Source organism: Bacteroidota bacterium (assembly GCA_016183775.1).
Lineage (GTDB): Bacteria > Bacteroidota > Bacteroidia > JABDFU01 > JABDFU01 > JABDFU01.
In genome coordinates this window covers 24,732-41,798 of sequence record JACPDY010000093.1, presented here as the reverse complement: position 1 = coordinate 41,798, position 17,067 = coordinate 24,732, and the positions used below count along the sequence as shown (strand labels likewise).

Sequence of the window (17,067 nt, the reverse complement as noted above, 5' to 3'; positions counted from 1 at the left end):
CACCAAAGCACCAAAACACCAAAGCCCACGAAAAATATTTGGTAAAATTATTCAGGCGGACAGGTTGGTGTTTGGGTGCTTTGGTGACTAGAAAAATGAAATTCAATTGAAAACGCTTTTAACACTTAATAAATATTTTCTGCGCTATAAATGGCGATTGACACTGGGTATCGCTTTTGTCGGCATATCCAACTACTTTGCCGTTTACTCAATTACATTTATACGAAAAGGCATTGACTATATAAAAGATATTAACCTGGCTGATGCCCCGGCAGACATCAGCAATAAATTACTTTTTTTCGCTTTGATGACCCTGGGAATGGCTTTGCTGCAAGGCTTCTTCCTCTTTCTCATGCGGCAAACCATTATCGTTATGTCGAGGCTCATCGAATATGACCTTAAAAATGATGTTTACGAACATTATCAGAAACTTGATACAGGCTTTTACAAACGAAACAGCACCGGCGACCTGATGAACCGCATCAGCGAAGATGTCGGCAGGGTACGCATGTATATAGGCCCCTCTATTATGTACATTGTTAATACCATTATGACCTTTGTTTTTACCATTGGCATTATGATAAACATCGATTCCCGGCTCACACTGTATGTATTACTTCCATTGCCTGTTCTCGCCTTCTCCATTTACTATGTAAGCGCTACGCTTAACAAAAAAGGCAATAAGGTGCAGGAACAATTGTCAAAGCTTTCCACCATTGCCCAGGAAGCTTTTTCCGGCATACGGATAATTAAATCATTCAGCCGTGAGGCAAACTGGAATAAAGATTTTGAACGTGAAAGCGAACTGTATAAGGATAAAAACATGGACCTGGTCAAAACCGATTCCCTCTTCCAGCCGTTCATGATTTTGATGATCGGGTTAAGCACCATTGCCACCATTTACATAGGCGGCAAAGAAGCGATAGATGAGAAAATAACCGTCGGTAATATTGCCGAGTTTATTATTTATGTGAACCGCTTAACCTGGCCGGTGGCTTCATTGGGCTGGGTGACATCACTGGTACAGCGTGCGGCGGCATCACAGCAGCGTATCAATGAATTTTTGAACACAGAACCCGGCATCAGGTCACCAACGGATGAACCCTTCACGATAAAGGGAGGTATTGAATTAAAAAATGTAAGCTTCACTTACAAAGACTCAGGCCTGCCTGCCGAAGGACAGTTCGACCCGCAGGCGAGGGTTAAAGCTTTAAACGATGTTTCATTTACGATCCCGCAGGGCAAGTCTCTTGCTATAATTGGCCGAACCGGTTCAGGCAAATCAACAATCGCTAATTTATTATGCCGGCTTTATGATGTTGATTCAGGGGAGATACTGATTGACGGTAATAATATTAAAACCATTAACCTGTATGATCTGCGCGATCAGCTTGGCTATGTTCCGCAGGAAGTATTTTTATTTTCCGACAGCATAGCAGCCAACATTGGTTTTTCGGCGCATAATACAGGAAAATTAAAAACAGACCGGAGTATGATCGAACAGGCCGCCAAAGACGCCGCTATTTATGCCAGCATTATTAATTTCCCCGAAAAATTTGACACAGTGGTGGGTGAACGCGGCATTACACTTTCAGGAGGACAAAAACAGCGTATTTCCATTGCGCGTGCCATTATCAGGGAACCGCGGCTACTTATCTTCGACGATTGTCTTTCGGCGGTTGATACAGAAACGGAAGAAGAAATACTGAACAATTTAAACCGGCTGATGCGGAATAAAACTACCATCGTTATCAGTCATCGTGTATCTTCAGTTAAACATGCCGATCATATAATAGTACTCGATCACGGAAGCATTGTTGAACAAGGCTCACACCACGAACTCCTGGGCAGAAAAGGTATCTATTTCGAATTACACCAAAAGCAATTATTGGAAAAAGAGAATTCATCCATCTGAACTATTTAATAATCAGCGGTTTGCAATATTGTTTTGAATATCAAAATATTTATATACCTTTACGAAACCCAAAATATTAACGACAAACTTAAACTTTATGACGATGGAGACAGAATTTGAAAAAAATGGAACAGCGACTGCGGAGAGGGAAGAAATATTCTCGAAGGCAGTTCGTGCAGGTAAAAGGACGTATTTCTTTGATGTGAAAAGCACAAAAGGAAATGATTACTATCTTACAATCACTGAAAGCAAAAAACGTTTTGGTGAAGAAGGAAAATTTTTCTTCGAGAAACACAAGTTATTCCTTTATAAAGAAGATTTTGAAAAATTTGTAGAGGGCCTGAACGAAGTTGTTTCCTATATCAAAACCAATTCTCCTGCTGTGCCAACCACTTCAAACACAACTGTCACTGCTAATCATACATCAAATGGAAATGGAAGCTTTTCCGATGTACGTTTTGAAGACTTGGGGAATAAATAATTTTGATATTTACCCTAAAAGCCCTGCTGATAGTATCAGGAGGGCTTTTTTATTGGTGATTACACTTATATATACATATTTATACCAACCCTGCTATTCCGGCAACCGGTCTGTTGCCAATTTTACGTTCAAGCCAGCGTATGTAATCGAAATATTCTAAAACCTTTGCTTCATATTCATCTTTGGTAATTTCCTCCAATTCTGTTTTAAAGTCTTTAAAAAATTCAATTAATTCTTTTCGCGAATTTGCTTTTGGTAATTTATTTCTGATAAATCGCAGTATTGCCTCTTCGGTTTTGTACAGCATTTTTCTCTTATACAGGTAGCGATAGGTGGAACGTATTAAATATGGCAACAGTTGATCGCTTTCCAATTCAAAATGAATGATAAGACTAATTATTTTCGCATGGGCGTACAAACCTTCCCTGAAATTCTGGTTTAATTCATTTAACAAATTGGTATTCCAAATACGAGCAGAATTATAATGGCCTGAATGAATATAAATGCTCGCTAAATTTATATACAAGATTGACCTGAAAAGCATATTAATATTTTTCATCTTTACAAAAATTTCTGCCTTTTTTGCCAACTGTAATCCTGCATCAAAACTCTTCGCTCTTGAAAAACTTCCCAACAAAGTGCTAAAAGTCATAGCAATACAATTTGAAAGTGTGTGTGTTTCTATTGCGCTTAGTCCCCACTCCTGTATTTGTATAAGCTTCTCCAACGTTTCATTTGCTTTCAGCAATTCTTTGTTTTTGGCTCTAGCACTTCCCAAATTAGTGACTATAATTATATATTTTTGTTTATCCTGAATAAGCAAATCAGGTCGTGATTCCATCCTTTTTACCAATGATTCCGAATGATAAAGTTCTTTTGCAATATCATTCGTTTGTTCATAGTACATTCCCCACATATTGTGGTAATACAAACTTTCTTCATACCCTGATGGTTCGTGGGCTTGGCTCAAAATGGGATCTCGAAATATTTTATCCCATTCTTCCTTCATACTTGCATCTCTTATTAGCCCCCTTTTTTTCAGTTCGTCAATTTTTTCTGAAAGATGCTTATATTTTCTGACCGCTATTATTTTTGCAGTTATTTGTTCCTGTTCAATAAGTATATCTGTACGTTGTTGATCAGATTTGTAGCTAAATTTTTTATTCAACAACTCCAGTAAAATTTCGTGTTTTTCATTTACTCTTGCAATACGCTCTGCCCTTTCCAGTACTTTATCTCTCATTCTCATCAATCCTTTGGTATTGCATATCTCAACATTGGCCTGATGCTCTCTTATTTTTCCTTCAATGGTTTTCCCCGAATAATAAAACCGCAGAGATTTTAAAATAAGTTCCAGTAAATACTTTTTGATTTTTGGAAGTGAGGTAAGAATTTTCTCATCTTTTAACTTTTGTTTAATAAAGTCTTCGTCATATTCTTTCTGTGAATCTATTATTTCAAACAGGCGCAGGTAATTTTTTTTACCATCAGAATAATAGTTAGCAAAAAGATTAAAGGTTTTTCTTTCGCCCTTGCTGAGTGATTTTATTAATTTAAAGAGATCGATTTTCAATTATTTTGAAATTAAGTTTGGGACAAGTAATTACATAAATTTATTCAAATTACTTGAATTTAAACAATTTAAGCAATTTTTATTTTCAAATATCACTTTATGATTATCTCATTGTAGAAATAATGGTTTGCCATAACGTTTCATAGATTATAAATTAAACATAGTCTAAAAACTGAATCAAACTAAAAACAAAACCCTATGCAAACAGAAACTACAACGATAGAAAGGAATCCGAAAAGACTTACTTATATAGTGCAAGAAGCGATATCTGTTGAGCAATTAAATGAGGTATATAAATTACGTTATAAAGTATATGTAGAGGACAATAAATATTTTAACAAAGCTGCCTTTTCGGATGAAAAGTTAAACGACAAGTTCGATACGCAAAATGGCACTCTGAACTTACTGGTATGTAATAGTGAAAACTGCATAGGGACAATACGAGTGACCATAATTGAAAATCGGGAACAGGAATTCCCCTGCGATCATTATCATGAAGAATATAAAAAATTGCGCTCCAAACTAAAAGGCAAATTTGCGAGTGTGAGTATGTTAGCCATTAAAAAGCAAGATTGTAGTGTACAACTTCTATATTCCTTAATAAAAGAAGCAATTAAAATAGGAAGTGCTAATCGGGTAGATTATGCGTTATTTCCTGCCAATTATATATTGCAGCCAACATTAGAACGTTTAGGGGCGATCTTAGTAGGTGAAACAAAATACAATGAGCATGTTGGCACTTACGTTGCCCCAATGATGTTGGAGGTTAAAAAAATGGCACAACGATTTGCTATAAAAGGATACTATTGTTAACAATTGCCCTGGTAGTTTTTCGCAAATATTTACAGAAATGCTGTATTGTCAAGAGGTTCGCAATTTATATGTTGATTTCTGATACTTACGCCAATCAAAAGGATTATAAAAGTTTACCGGGCTATTATTCAGGAAACAAAGCTTTCTAAAAGTACACTTTAAACTTAATTACTATGAAAACATTAACCAAAGAACCAAAGTGCCCAAAAGCAGTAATTCACACCTTCGATATTGAAAGTGTCAACACAGAAATTTCAGGCGAAGAATTCTACTATAAAGAAGCTTTCTCCAGAAACCTTGGTTTATTAAGCTTATCGGAACAAGCATTTTTAAGGGGCAGCAAAGTTGGCATACCGGGAATGGGTGGAGTAGGCGGTTTACATCTTGTTAATTTAGTCCGTTTAGGCATTAGCAATTTTCACATTGCGGATTTCGATAAATTTGAAATTGGAAACATCAACAGGCAATATGGAGCTAAAAGAACTAATCTGAACCGATCCAAAGTGTTTGCCATGGCTCGGGAAGCTATGGATATAAACCCCTATCTTAACCTGCAAGTCTTTGAAAATGGCATTAACTCCGATAACATTGACGCTTTTTTAGAAGGTGTTGATGTGGTTGTTGACAGCCTGGACTTCTTTGAAATGAAAATCAGGAGAATGCTTTTTAATAAAGCAAAAGAAAAGAAAATATATGTGATCACGGCTGGTCCTATGGGATACAGTACTGCTATGCTTGTGTTTGCTCCAGACACAATGAGTTTCGACAAATACTTTAATATTCATGACTCCATGTCTGAAAAAGATATGGTTTTGCAATTTGGTATAGGCCTTAGTCCCAGGCTAACACATTTACGCTATTTGGATATGAGTCGTTTTAGCGTGGATGCGCGAAAAGGGCCATCATTAGGCCTTAGCTGCCATTTATCTACTGCTGCTGCCGCAACTGAAGTAATACGAATACTACTTCAACCAAATAAAGTGAAATCAGCGCCTCATTATTTTCAATACGACTTATGGTTAAAAAAATTCATTACAGGATATATGCCATTGGGCAATAGAAATCCCATACAAAAACTAAAAGTAGCAGTATATAAAATAAAAATTAAACAAATGGCTAAACTAACAGTTGAAAAAAACACTCAGATTAACTCGAACACACTAAGTATAAACAAGCCAGTTGCCTGCGTTCAAAATGATTTTGAAATAAATAAAATCGATAAGGCTTATTCATCCGAACCCTGGTGGTACGATCTTCGCGGTTTTTTGATTTTGACCTTTTCTTATCGAAGTACTCTGCTTGCACAGGTTCGTCTGTTTTCTAAAAATATGGGTGACAAACATTTAGAGGCGGCTATAGGAACTGGAACTTTACTCGATCTGATATTGAAATGGCGACGGTGGAGAAAAATGAAGCCCTCGCAAATTTTCGGTTTCGATTATGCTGATCGAATGCTGGTCGGAGCTCGAAAAAGATTTCAGAACGAAAAGTCCGTCGAATTGCTCCGGGCTGACATTTCCAGATTGCCTTATTCCAGTGAGTCTTTTGATACAGCGAATATCGCCAATGCCATTCACTGCCTTCCAGCCATAGAGGCTGGCATGAAAGAGCTCCACCGGGTATTGAAGCCCAATGGAACTTTGGCCGGAAATGTCCTACTATACCCTCATGCCCAAAGCATATGGGATCAAATTTCCAATCGAATCAATTCCTGGGGAATGAAAAAAGGAATTCTTCATCGACCTTACCAGGTTGCAGAGGTAAAAGAAATAATCAGTAACGCAGGTTTTAAATTAATCTTTGAAAAAATAAGTGGGAATTGTTTTGAATTTACTGCACGAAAAGTGTTGCTATAAATGCAAACAATAACTTAGTAACCATTTAAAAAAATAACCTATGTTATACCTGCACGGAATAGGAACATTTTACCCGGAAAATATTATCAGCAATGATTTCCTGGAAAAGCTCGACATCGGAGGCAACAGCAAATGGATCAAGAAACGGGTAGGCATCGATAACACGGATTTCGACTTCCCATCATTATCAAAATCCGCGAAAACAAAAACAAAAGATTTTATCATACGCATCGGATACAAATGAAAAAACGAAATTATGTCTGCCAAATTTTTGATAGAAAATTTTCTTGTAACTTGACAATTATTTCTTTCAATTTGAAACGAGCATGTACAATTTACACAAAGAGCCAGGAACATAAAATGCAAGTTCTCTGCCTGCCACTGCTCTTGCTCTTCGTTTCCTGTTTTCTATCTGCAAGTTGTATTGCACAGTATAATGAATGGACATGGATGGCCGGTGATAATATAATAAACCCGACAGCTGTTTTCGGAATACAAGGTGTAGCCTCCCCGGCAAATAAGCCAGCCGGAAGATATGAAGGGGGCGGAGAATGGGTGGACTTGCAGGGTAATTTTTGGCATTTTGGTGGATCTGTTACAAATGCCACCCTATATAGTACTGATCTATGGAAATTTAATCCTGTCACAAATGAATGGACCTGGATGAAAGGAGGTCCAGGAGTACCTGCAGCTGGGGTTTACGGCGTATTAGGTATTCCGAATATTGCAAATACTCCCAGTCGAAGAGGATTTGCCTCAGCCACCTGTGTTGATTTACAAGGAAAATTTTGGTTGTTTGGAGGAATATACAACGGAGGATTCACGAATGATTTATGGAAATATGATCCCTTAACAAACGAGTGGACCTGGATGGCAGGTAGCACCTTATCAAATCAATCTGGAATATATGGAACGAAAGGAATTCCATCCCCAACAAACAACCCAGGTGGCAGAGCAGAAACTGATGCAATGTGGGCTGATGCCCAAGGAAACATATGGATGTTTGGAGGACAGGGCTATGATGGAAGTGGCGCAACGGGTCTTTTGAACGACTTATGGAAATTTGACCCGGTTAGTAGTCAATGGACATGGATGAGTGGAAGTAATCTTAGCAACCAGACTGGTGTTTATGGCACAATGGGTATATCCGCTTCTGCCAATGTTCCCGGATCCAGGTTTGTATATGCCAGTTGGAAGGATCTGGTTGGTAATTTCTGGTTGTTTGGAGGAAAGAACAATATTTCAACATTGGATGATTTATGGAAATATGATCCGCTTACAAACGAATGGACCTGGATGAAAGGTACAAATGGTCCGGGTAATCCAAACGGAACATATGGAACGCTTTGTGCAGATGCCCCTGCAAATAATCCTCCAGCAGTATATGAAAATCGTGGCCGGTGGGAAGATGATTGTGGAAATTTTTGGTTATGGGGAGGATCAGTCTCTGATGGTAGCAATCTCCGAAATGACTTATGGAGATACAGCCATGCAACAGGGAATTGGACTTGGGTAAGTGGTTCTAAACTTCCAAATCAAGCCGGAGTTTATGGTGCAAAGGGTGTCTCAGCGCCAACTAATATGCCCAAAGCCGGACTAGGGAATCTTCCCTTTAGAAGACCCAATACAAATGAATTATGGTTTTTTTCAGGAGGATCACCCGCTGCAAGGCTTAATAATATGTGGAGGTATGTTCCCGATAAACCTACAGCATCATATACATTCAACCCTAACAATAGCTGTGCACCTGCAAATGTTTCATTCACGGATGCCAGCGTTCCAGGTTGTAATGAAATAAAATCTTATTCATGGGATTTTGGAGATCCGGGTTCAGGTATCAATAACATATCCACCCTTATCAACCCGTCACATACATACAGCTCCGCGGGATCATATTCTGTAAAAGTAGTAGTTACTAATTGTACGGCAAGTAAAGATTCTATAACACAAATTGTTACTATCAACAATTGCGGCTGTACTCTTACCGCAGGTATTTCAACGCAAACGAATGTAAGTTGTGATTCAGGCAGCAATGGATCGGCAACAGTTGCAGCCAACGGAGGCACAAGTCCTTATACCTATTTATGGCCTGCTACAGGACAAACCGGCATAACAGCAACAGGCCTTATAGCGGGATCTTATATTGTAACAGTAACTGATGCGAATGGCTGTACAGCAACATCTGCTGCAACAATATCTTCCCCTTCTCCATTAGTCGGCCTATTCACCAAGGGCACCGCCAATTGTACGGAATGCGGATGCAAGGAATGGATACTGGTAAATGCCACAGGCGGCACAAGCCCATACACTTACCTATGGCCGGATGGATACGCAAACAGGTACAAAAATAAGCTGTGTCCGGGAGCATACACGATAAACATTAAGGATAAAAATAATTGTAACATAAACATAACTGTAACATCTCCCTGACTGATGATCAGTAGTCTGTTGAAAATATTTAGGCGCGTAGTCCAATGCCTGTCCATGAAAAGAAGCATTTTACTATCGTTGGCATTCATGCCATTGTGCGTATTTGGCAATGGAGTTACAGTGAGCAATATAGTTCTCAACGGGCGAAACGCCACATCGGATTACACCCTCGTAAATTGCGACATTAGTTGGAATAACTCCTGGCGAACCAGTGCAGGACCATCAAATTGGGATGCTGCCTGGGTATTTATAAAATACCGTTTAAAAACGCAAACCACATGGAACCACGCTACACTCAATTGGGTGGACGGTACTGGCAGTGGTGATGGACACACCGAACCCGCGAATAGCAATATAGCCAGCAGAAACGACAACAGCGCCGGTGGCGCTTATGGTGTGTTTATACACCGCGATGCCGATATGGTAAATGGTAGCGTAAATTATACCGGAGTTAAGCTGCGTTGGAACTATGGTGTAGACGGGCTGGCTGATGGCGATAGTGTGGAAGTATGCGTATTTGCCATAGAAATGGTATATGTGCCCCAGGGTAGTTTTGATGCCGGTGATGGTACAAGTAGTAATAGAGAAGGGCACTTTGAAAACGCTACAGCAGGAACAGTCTTTCAAATAACCTCCGAAGGCGCTTTAACCCTTGGCGGTGGTGGTGCCGGCACTTTGGGGAATAATAATGCTTTCGCGATGGGGGTACCCGATGATTTTAACGATGTCACAAGCCAAAGCCTTCCGGCAGCCTTCCCAAAAGGATATAACGCATTTTATTGCATGAAGTATGAAATTTCCCAGGATCAATATGTAGCATTTTTAAACAAGTTAACCAGGGATCAACAGAATGCCAGGACTAATACGGATCTTGCTACTGGAATTACTTCTGTTACAAACAGGTATGTCATGTCGAATACTTCAACTCTTTTGTATCGAAATGGAATACGTTGTGATGCAACCATACACACCTCCGACCCGATAACTTTTTATTGCGATTTAGATGGTGATGGAACAGCTAACGAAAGCGTTGACGGACAAAATATTGCCTGCAACTTATTAAATTGGGCAGACCTTTCCGCTTACCTTGATTGGGCAGCGCTACGCCCCATGACCGAGCTGGAATACGAAAAAGCATGCCGTGGCACGCAGGCTGCTCTTGCCGATGAATATGCATGGGGCTCCACCAGCATAACACAGGCAACCGGTATCAGCAATAGCGGAGCAAACAACGAAACTGCCAGCAATGCAGGTGCTAATGGTGCTTATGGAAATCATGCCAGCATACAAGGACCCATGCGGGTAGGCAATTTTGGGCAGGGTGTAAATACACGAGAAGGCGTAGGGGCAAGTTATTACGGTATCATGGAGTTAACTGGCAACCTTTGGGATCGCTCTGTATCAGTGGGTAACGCCACAGGCAGAGCCTTTACAGGCACTCATGGCAATGGTGTACTAACCAGTGGTGGCGATGCCGATGCGAACAACTGGCCAGTAACCGATGCCATAGGCACTGGCTTTCGTGGCGGTGCTTGGTACACCTCTGCACTTAACCTGCGTGTGTCCGACCGCCGTAACGCAGCTGAGTCCTACAGCGTGCGTAGTGTCCGTCACGGTGGTCGTGGTATTCGTGTGGTGCCTTAGCCGGGGTTTTTCAAAAGAGACATTTAAAATACAAGCCAGATGAAAAAACTCAAATCAATATATTCAGTTCTTTTGTTACTCGTTGTCCGAACAGTAGCTTATGCTCAATACAATGTAGGAAACGATGGTGGGTTTTCGTTCAGTTGTGTTGGCTCTGTTGGTAATGAGGTGCCTTTACCCATAGAATTACTTAGGTTTGAAGCTATATGTAAGCAAGGCAGTGTGTATTTAACATGGGCAACCGCGACAGAAATTAATAACGATTATTTTACTATCGAAAAATGTAGTGATGGAATTAATTTTAAGGAAGTACTAAATGTAAAAGCGGCCGGAAATAGCAGCACGATTAGAGATTATACAGGAGTAGACGAGAACCTTTTACCCGAAACCTCTTATTACAGACTTAAACAAACCGATTTTGACGGAAAGTACTCCTATTCACATGTAATACCAATAGATTTTGAAAATAATAGTATCGTCAACTTTTCAGTTTATCCAAATCCGATAAATATATTGGCCGGCGAGAACTTTTCACTTACATTGTCTGGGCTGCAAGCAGACTCCTCCGTCTTGGTAGTTTTGTATGATGTATTAGGTAGGGAATATTACTCGAAAATAGTATTAACTGACAACAAAGGAAGTGTAAAGGTTGCTATAGGGAGCAGTACCACACTACCAAAAGGTGTATATATGATAGGGGCAGCAGGCGACAATAAATTGCTAAGTAAAAAAGTAATGTTCGAATAAATGTAACCCTTGTTTTAGAGAAGCTTACATAAAGGGTATTAAAACAACAAGTATTTAAATAAAAACAAGTCGATGAAACGGACGCGCATCAGCATCTTAGCTATTTTTTTGATAACAGCAGCTATTGTCTATGGCAGCAAAAGAACCGATCCCAATTTAAAAACTAATGCTCAACAATGGATGCGTGAACAACCTGTCAGGTTTCTTGAAAATAAAGGGCAAATGGCTGACATCAATGGACAACCTGTTCCGTATGTATTATTTACCGCTTCTGTTCCCGGAATGAATATGTATGTGACGGAAAAAGGCTTAACATACCTGTTCATGAAAATAGAACATGAAGAGCATGAAAAAGAGAAGGGAGATGAACAAAAAAAAGAAAACACAAAAGCGGAATGGAACCGTATAGATATGGCTTTAAAAGGCGCATCCATTAAAAAGGAAAATATAATTAAAGAAGGGGCGAGTACTGCTTTTTCACAATATTTTTATGCTCATTGCCCTGATGGGATTTCTGATGTACATACGTATGATAAAATAACCATCAAAGAAATTTATCCGGGAATAGATTGGGTTCTTTATAATTCAGATACAAAAGGCTTTAAATACGATTTTATTGTTCATCCGGGAGCTGATTCAAAACAAATTGCCTTGGTCTATTCTTCTTTAAAACCATTAAAACTTAACAATGATGGCAGTATTATAATAAAAAACAAACTTGGAACACTTACTGAAAATGCGCCATACAGCTACATCAAAGAAACTCGTGAGGAAGTAGCAAGCCACTTTGAGATTATGGATCAACGACACATTGATAACAACTATTACCAAACCACTATTTCATTTCTTTTAGATTCCTCATTTGTCAATCCTAACTCTACATTAGTTATAGATCCTCAATTATTTTGGGCTACATTATATGGGGGCAATGGAGATTTTGGTCAAGCTGGGTACGAAGGTTCGATGTCAATAACTACCGATAATGCAGGCAATCTTTTTATAGTTGGATACACCGCTTCAGCAGTTATTCGCATTCCTTTGCTCAATGCCGGAACTTTTTTTCAAGGAACATCTGGCGGTGGTGCGCTTGGAACCAGCGATGCCTTTATTTTGAAATTTAGCAATACAGGAGTTCTCCTTTGGGCTACCTATTATGGGGGGAATGGGAGCGATGCAGCCAATTCAATTGCTGCTGATAATATCGGAAATATTTTTATAACAGGATTTACTCAGTCAGGTAACTTTCCGGTATGCAACATTTGCCCAGGTTATTTTGATGCCACTTTAGGCGGAACCCAAGATGCATTTATTTTGAAATTTAATAATGCCGGCACTAGACTATGGGCAACATACTACGGAACAGCACTTAGCGGAAGTAATGAACAGGGCTATTCTGTTGCTACTGATGGAGCAGGGAATGTGTTTGTATCGGTATTTTATAATAACTTACTCAGCGTTGAAAAATTCAGTAATACAGGAGTCTTACTTTGGACACACAAAACTGGTGATGTAATCCCAAGAGCCATTGCAACCGATGCAACCGGAAATGTATTTATAACGGGAAGCATTTTTTTTATGTTTTCTCCACCGGTTTTTCCAGACCTTTGCTCCACCTGTCCGGGATATTTTCAGGCAAGCTTTGGTGGTGGACTTTCAGATGCTGCAATTATAAAATTGGATGGGGCAGGTACCGTTCTTTGGGCAACCTATTATGGAGGCAGCGGGGATGATTCTGGTCGTTCTATTGCTGTTGACAATAACGGAAATGTATTTATACTGGGACTAACTAAGTCAGGAAATTTCCCTACTCCAGGCTCGGTAGCAGGTGCTTATTTTGATGGAGCGTTAAGTGGAACGTCTGATGCTTTTATTCTAAAGTTCGATAATGTGGGCAATCGCCTATGGGCTACTTATTACGGAGGTAGTGGAGCAGAGGAACCACCAGGAATATTGCCCGCTATTACATTTGACAATTTGGCTATTGACGCCTGCGGAAACATATATGCGAGTTTTGAAACAACATCTACAAATATAAATACCAAACCAGCCTGCGACGGGGGATATTACGATAATACTTATAACGGAAGTACCAGCGACATTTTTATTGCTAATTTTTCCAACACAGGTGCATTGCTTTGGGCTACCTATCTTGGCGGAAATGGATCAGATTTTCGCGCTCCCTTGGCAGTGGATAATAGTGGAAGGCTCTTCATTTCAGGTGAATCAGTAGCTACTGCTAATACTTTCCCCTTTACCAATCCGGCAGGTGGGGCTTATTATGATAACAATCAAAATCAGCAGATGGAAGATTTGTATATCGCCAAATTTAATAAATTACCTCTTGCTATTACTCCCAACTCAGTAAATTCAGGTTGCGGTTGCACAGGGAGTGCTTCTGTAACTATAACAGTAGGCTGCGCACCCTTTAGTTATATGTGGAGCAATGGCAGTTCAACATTAAATACAACGAATAATAGCAATACTATAACGGGTCTTTGTCCTGGTACCTACACTGTTACCGCAACAAGTAATTGCAATCAAACACAAACAGCAACGTTTGTTATTACGGGGGCATCATGCAATACCTGCACTTTAACCGGACAATTTACCAAAGGGACCGCCAACTGCACAGGCTGCGGTTGCAAGGAATGGATAATGGTAACTGCAACAGGCGGCACAGGCCCATACAGTTATTCCTGGCCCGACGGGTATGACAAACGTTACAGGAACGGGCTGTGCCCGGGAGCGTACAATGTAAAAGTTACTGACAAAAACGGATGCAGTGTAAATATTAATCTTTCGGCGCCTTGATGAACTGCGCCAGCGAAAATAACAAACAACATGAATAAAATAATCCTCATTCGTTTTTGTGCAAGCGCTATCTTAATTGCTTTTGGAGTTCCCAATTACCATGCGCAAAATCCACAAGCTGTTTCGCTGGCAACAGCCAACCCGCACTCACTTCGGGGTTCCGGCATGAGCTTTACCCTCAACAAAGGACAAATAGCCGATAGGAACGGCAAACCCTGCCCCGAGGTATTGTATAAGAGTGAAACACCCGGAGCCGACATATACCTTCGCAAAACAGGCCTAAGCTACGTGCTAAGCAACATGAACCAAGTGATGCACGAAATAGAAGAACAGGTGGAGGAAAAAGAGAAAGCCGGAGAAATAACGGAACAGGAAGAAAAAGAGCTGAAAGAAGAACTCATGCGCAAAGCACGGATAAAGCTGCACCGCGTGGACATGGAATTTGAAAGCTGTAACAAATACATACAAACCATTAACGAAGAGGAACTGGAAGGCTACAATAACTACTACTACGGCCATTGCCCCAACGGCGTATTAAACGTAAAACAATACAACAAGGTAACCTACAAAAATATTTACGAGGGTATTGACATTGCTTATTACGGAGACAAACAAAATGGCATCAAGTACGACCTCATCGTACACCCCCACGCCGACCCCGACCAAATCAAACTTCGCTGGAAAGGAGCAGATCACATAAGCATAAACCATGAAGGGGCTTTGGTAATTAAAACCGGCATAAACGAATTTACCGAAACCCTACCCAAAGTTTACCAAAACATAAATGGAAAAATTATTGATGTGGAAGCTCGGTACATTTTACATGGCACAACGGTGAACTTTGAACTTGGAACATGGAATACCTTTTACCCCCTCATTATAGACCCATGGCTAAGTTATTACGGTGGTAATAATTATGATGCAGGTTTGTCTGTTTGTACCGATAATTTAGGTAATGTGATCTTTAGTGGCCAAACGTATTCTCTAAACTTTCCAATAAGCATTGGTGCTTCTCAAATAGCTTTAGCAGGATCGTCAGATGCATTTATTGTAAAAATGACTTCAGCAGGAGTACTTAGTTATGCTACTTATTTAGGAGGAAGTGCCGGAGACTGCGGTAAAGGCGTAGACGCTGATGGTGCCAACAATATTATTTTGACCGGTTGGACCTATTCCATTAATTTTCCCCTGTTAGGCCCGGGAGGAGGGGCATATTTTCAATCGGCAAAAGGAGCACAAGATGATGCATTTATTGTAAAATTTACTCCCGCCGGATTTCTTACCTGGTCTACTTATTATGGGGGCAACAGCAGTGATGTTGGACATGCAATAGTAGCCGACAATACATCCAGCATTATAATAACAGGTTATACAAATTCTACTAATTTTCCAACAATGGCACCATACCAGGCTGCTTTTGCAGGTGCTTTGTATGATGGATATATTGTTAAGTTTAACAGCGTCGGGATAAGACAATGGGCAACTTATTATGGGAGCCCAAACGAAGAGGAAATCTGTGGGGTTGCCGTTGATAATAGCAATGTTATTTTTATTTGTGGTTACGCTGAAGCAAACTTCCCTATATTACTTGCTCATCAGCCAGGTTATGGTGGAGGCGGAGATGCTTTTGCCGCCAAATTAAATCCCGCAACTGGTTTTCCCATTTGGTCTACGTATTATGGAGGATCTGCAATTGAGTTTGGCTCCGCCATAGCTGTAGATGCTTCGGGCAATTGCATTTTAGCCGGAGCAACAGCTTCCGCAACTAACATTGCTACTGCTGGTGCCCAACAGATTGCTTTTGCAGGAGGCCCGCTTGATGCCTTTATAGTAAAATTTAATAATGCAGGAGTAAGGCAATGGGGAACGTACATGGGAGGTAATAGTAAAGAATGGATAATGGGCTGTGCAATAGATGGAAAGGGCAACATATATGCCTGTGGAGATTTTGAGGATCAGGATGTGGGTAATTACCCTATCAGTACCTGTGCTTACCAAACAAATAGTGGAGGAGAACCTTCTGGAATATTGGAGGATCAATTTATAGCAAAATATGATTCTAACGGGAAGCAAAAATGTATAACATATTTAGGTGGTACAACAGAGGACGAGATAGAACTTGGACCAGGTCCAATAGCCATATATGGAAATGATTTATACATTACCGGTTATACAAATGGTGGGTATCCGGTAACTGCCGGTGCTTTTCAAACAGTATATAGCGGAAGTACAGATGCTTTTATTGATAAACTATGTATTAATCTTTGTGAAGCCAAGGTACTTGGCTTAGATTATACTGCCAGTAATACCAATTTATGTACGAATGCCCCGGTTATTTTCACACCTTCCGTCACCAACTCCTGTGATACCACAGGATATAAATTTCAATGGACATTTGCTGGTGGTAACCCGGCAAGTTCGGATTCCGTAAAACCTACTGTTACATTTTCCGGTGTCGGCACTCACGATGTTAAATTAGTTGTAACAACAATTTGCAAAAAAGATAGTATTACAATAAACAATTATATTACTACTACTCAATGTACCGCATGTAATTTAACAGGCCAATTTACAAAAGGAACAACCAATTGCACAGGCTGCGGTTGCAAGGAATGGATAATGGTAACTGCAACAGGCGGCACAGGCCCATACAGTTATTCCTGGCCCGACGGATATACCAATAGATATAAAAATCAACTTTGCCCGGGGACTTACAACATAAATATTAAAGATAAGAACGGATGTAGTGTGAATGTTAATCTGGTAGTGCCCTGATCGGTTAATCGTTGTTTGTTGT

General features: G+C 40.0%; 11 protein-coding genes. 10 read left to right on the top strand and 1 reads right to left on the bottom strand.

Features of this window, described 5'->3' with window-relative positions:
- Positions 1-106 precede the first annotated feature (106 nt).
- Both HYU69_11760 and HYU69_11755 read left to right on the top strand, forming a co-directional pair.
- Positions 107-1,915: an ABC transporter ATP-binding protein gene (locus HYU69_11760; protein ID MBI2271011.1), complete on the top strand. Its 1,809-nt coding sequence runs from the start codon at positions 107-109 to the stop codon at positions 1,913-1,915.
- A 103-nt stretch (positions 1,916-2,018) separates the two neighbouring features.
- Entirely contained in the window at positions 2,019-2,396 is a 378-nt protein-coding gene (locus tag HYU69_11755) for a PUR family DNA/RNA-binding protein (GenBank protein MBI2271010.1), read from the top strand.
- 79 nt (positions 2,397-2,475) lie between these two features.
- Here HYU69_11755 and HYU69_11750 read toward each other — a convergent pair whose 3' ends face one another.
- Positions 2,476-3,969 (bottom strand): hypothetical protein, encoded by a 1,494-nt coding sequence (locus HYU69_11750; GenBank protein MBI2271009.1) that lies wholly within the window; start codon positions 3,967-3,969, stop codon positions 2,476-2,478.
- Positions 3,970-4,167: 198 nt separating this feature from the next.
- On the opposite strand from HYU69_11750, the gene HYU69_11745 reads away from it, so the two are divergent.
- From HYU69_11745 to HYU69_11710, 8 genes are all read left to right on the top strand, one after another.
- Positions 4,168-4,782, top strand: coding sequence for a GNAT family N-acetyltransferase (locus HYU69_11745; protein MBI2271008.1), 615 nt, complete (start codon positions 4,168-4,170; stop codon positions 4,780-4,782).
- A gap of 173 nt (positions 4,783-4,955) precedes the next feature.
- Positions 4,956-6,638, top strand: a complete 1,683-nt coding sequence (locus tag HYU69_11740) for a ThiF family adenylyltransferase (protein MBI2271007.1) — start codon at positions 4,956-4,958, stop codon at positions 6,636-6,638.
- 40 nt (positions 6,639-6,678) lie between these two features.
- Positions 6,679-6,882 (top strand): hypothetical protein, encoded by a 204-nt coding sequence (locus tag HYU69_11735; GenBank protein MBI2271006.1) that lies wholly within the window; start codon positions 6,679-6,681, stop codon positions 6,880-6,882.
- A gap of 116 nt (positions 6,883-6,998) precedes the next feature.
- Positions 6,999-9,068 (top strand): PKD domain-containing protein, encoded by a 2,070-nt coding sequence (locus HYU69_11730; GenBank protein MBI2271005.1) that lies wholly within the window; start codon positions 6,999-7,001, stop codon positions 9,066-9,068.
- A gap of 54 nt (positions 9,069-9,122) precedes the next feature.
- Positions 9,123-10,712: an SUMF1/EgtB/PvdO family nonheme iron enzyme gene (locus HYU69_11725; GenBank protein ID MBI2271004.1), complete on the top strand. Its 1,590-nt coding sequence runs from the start codon at positions 9,123-9,125 to the stop codon at positions 10,710-10,712.
- 39 nt (positions 10,713-10,751) lie between these two features.
- Complete coding sequence (locus tag HYU69_11720; GenBank protein MBI2271003.1) at positions 10,752-11,459, top strand: T9SS type A sorting domain-containing protein; 708 nt, start codon at positions 10,752-10,754, stop codon at positions 11,457-11,459.
- A 72-nt stretch (positions 11,460-11,531) separates the two neighbouring features.
- A complete protein-coding gene (locus HYU69_11715; protein ID MBI2271002.1) occupies positions 11,532-14,270 on the top strand; it encodes an SBBP repeat-containing protein in 2,739 nt (912 codons plus the stop codon).
- Between the two features lie 30 nt (positions 14,271-14,300).
- Positions 14,301-17,045, top strand: coding sequence for a PKD domain-containing protein (locus HYU69_11710; protein MBI2271001.1), 2,745 nt, complete (start codon positions 14,301-14,303; stop codon positions 17,043-17,045).
- The last annotated feature ends 22 nt before the right edge of the window (positions 17,046-17,067 follow it).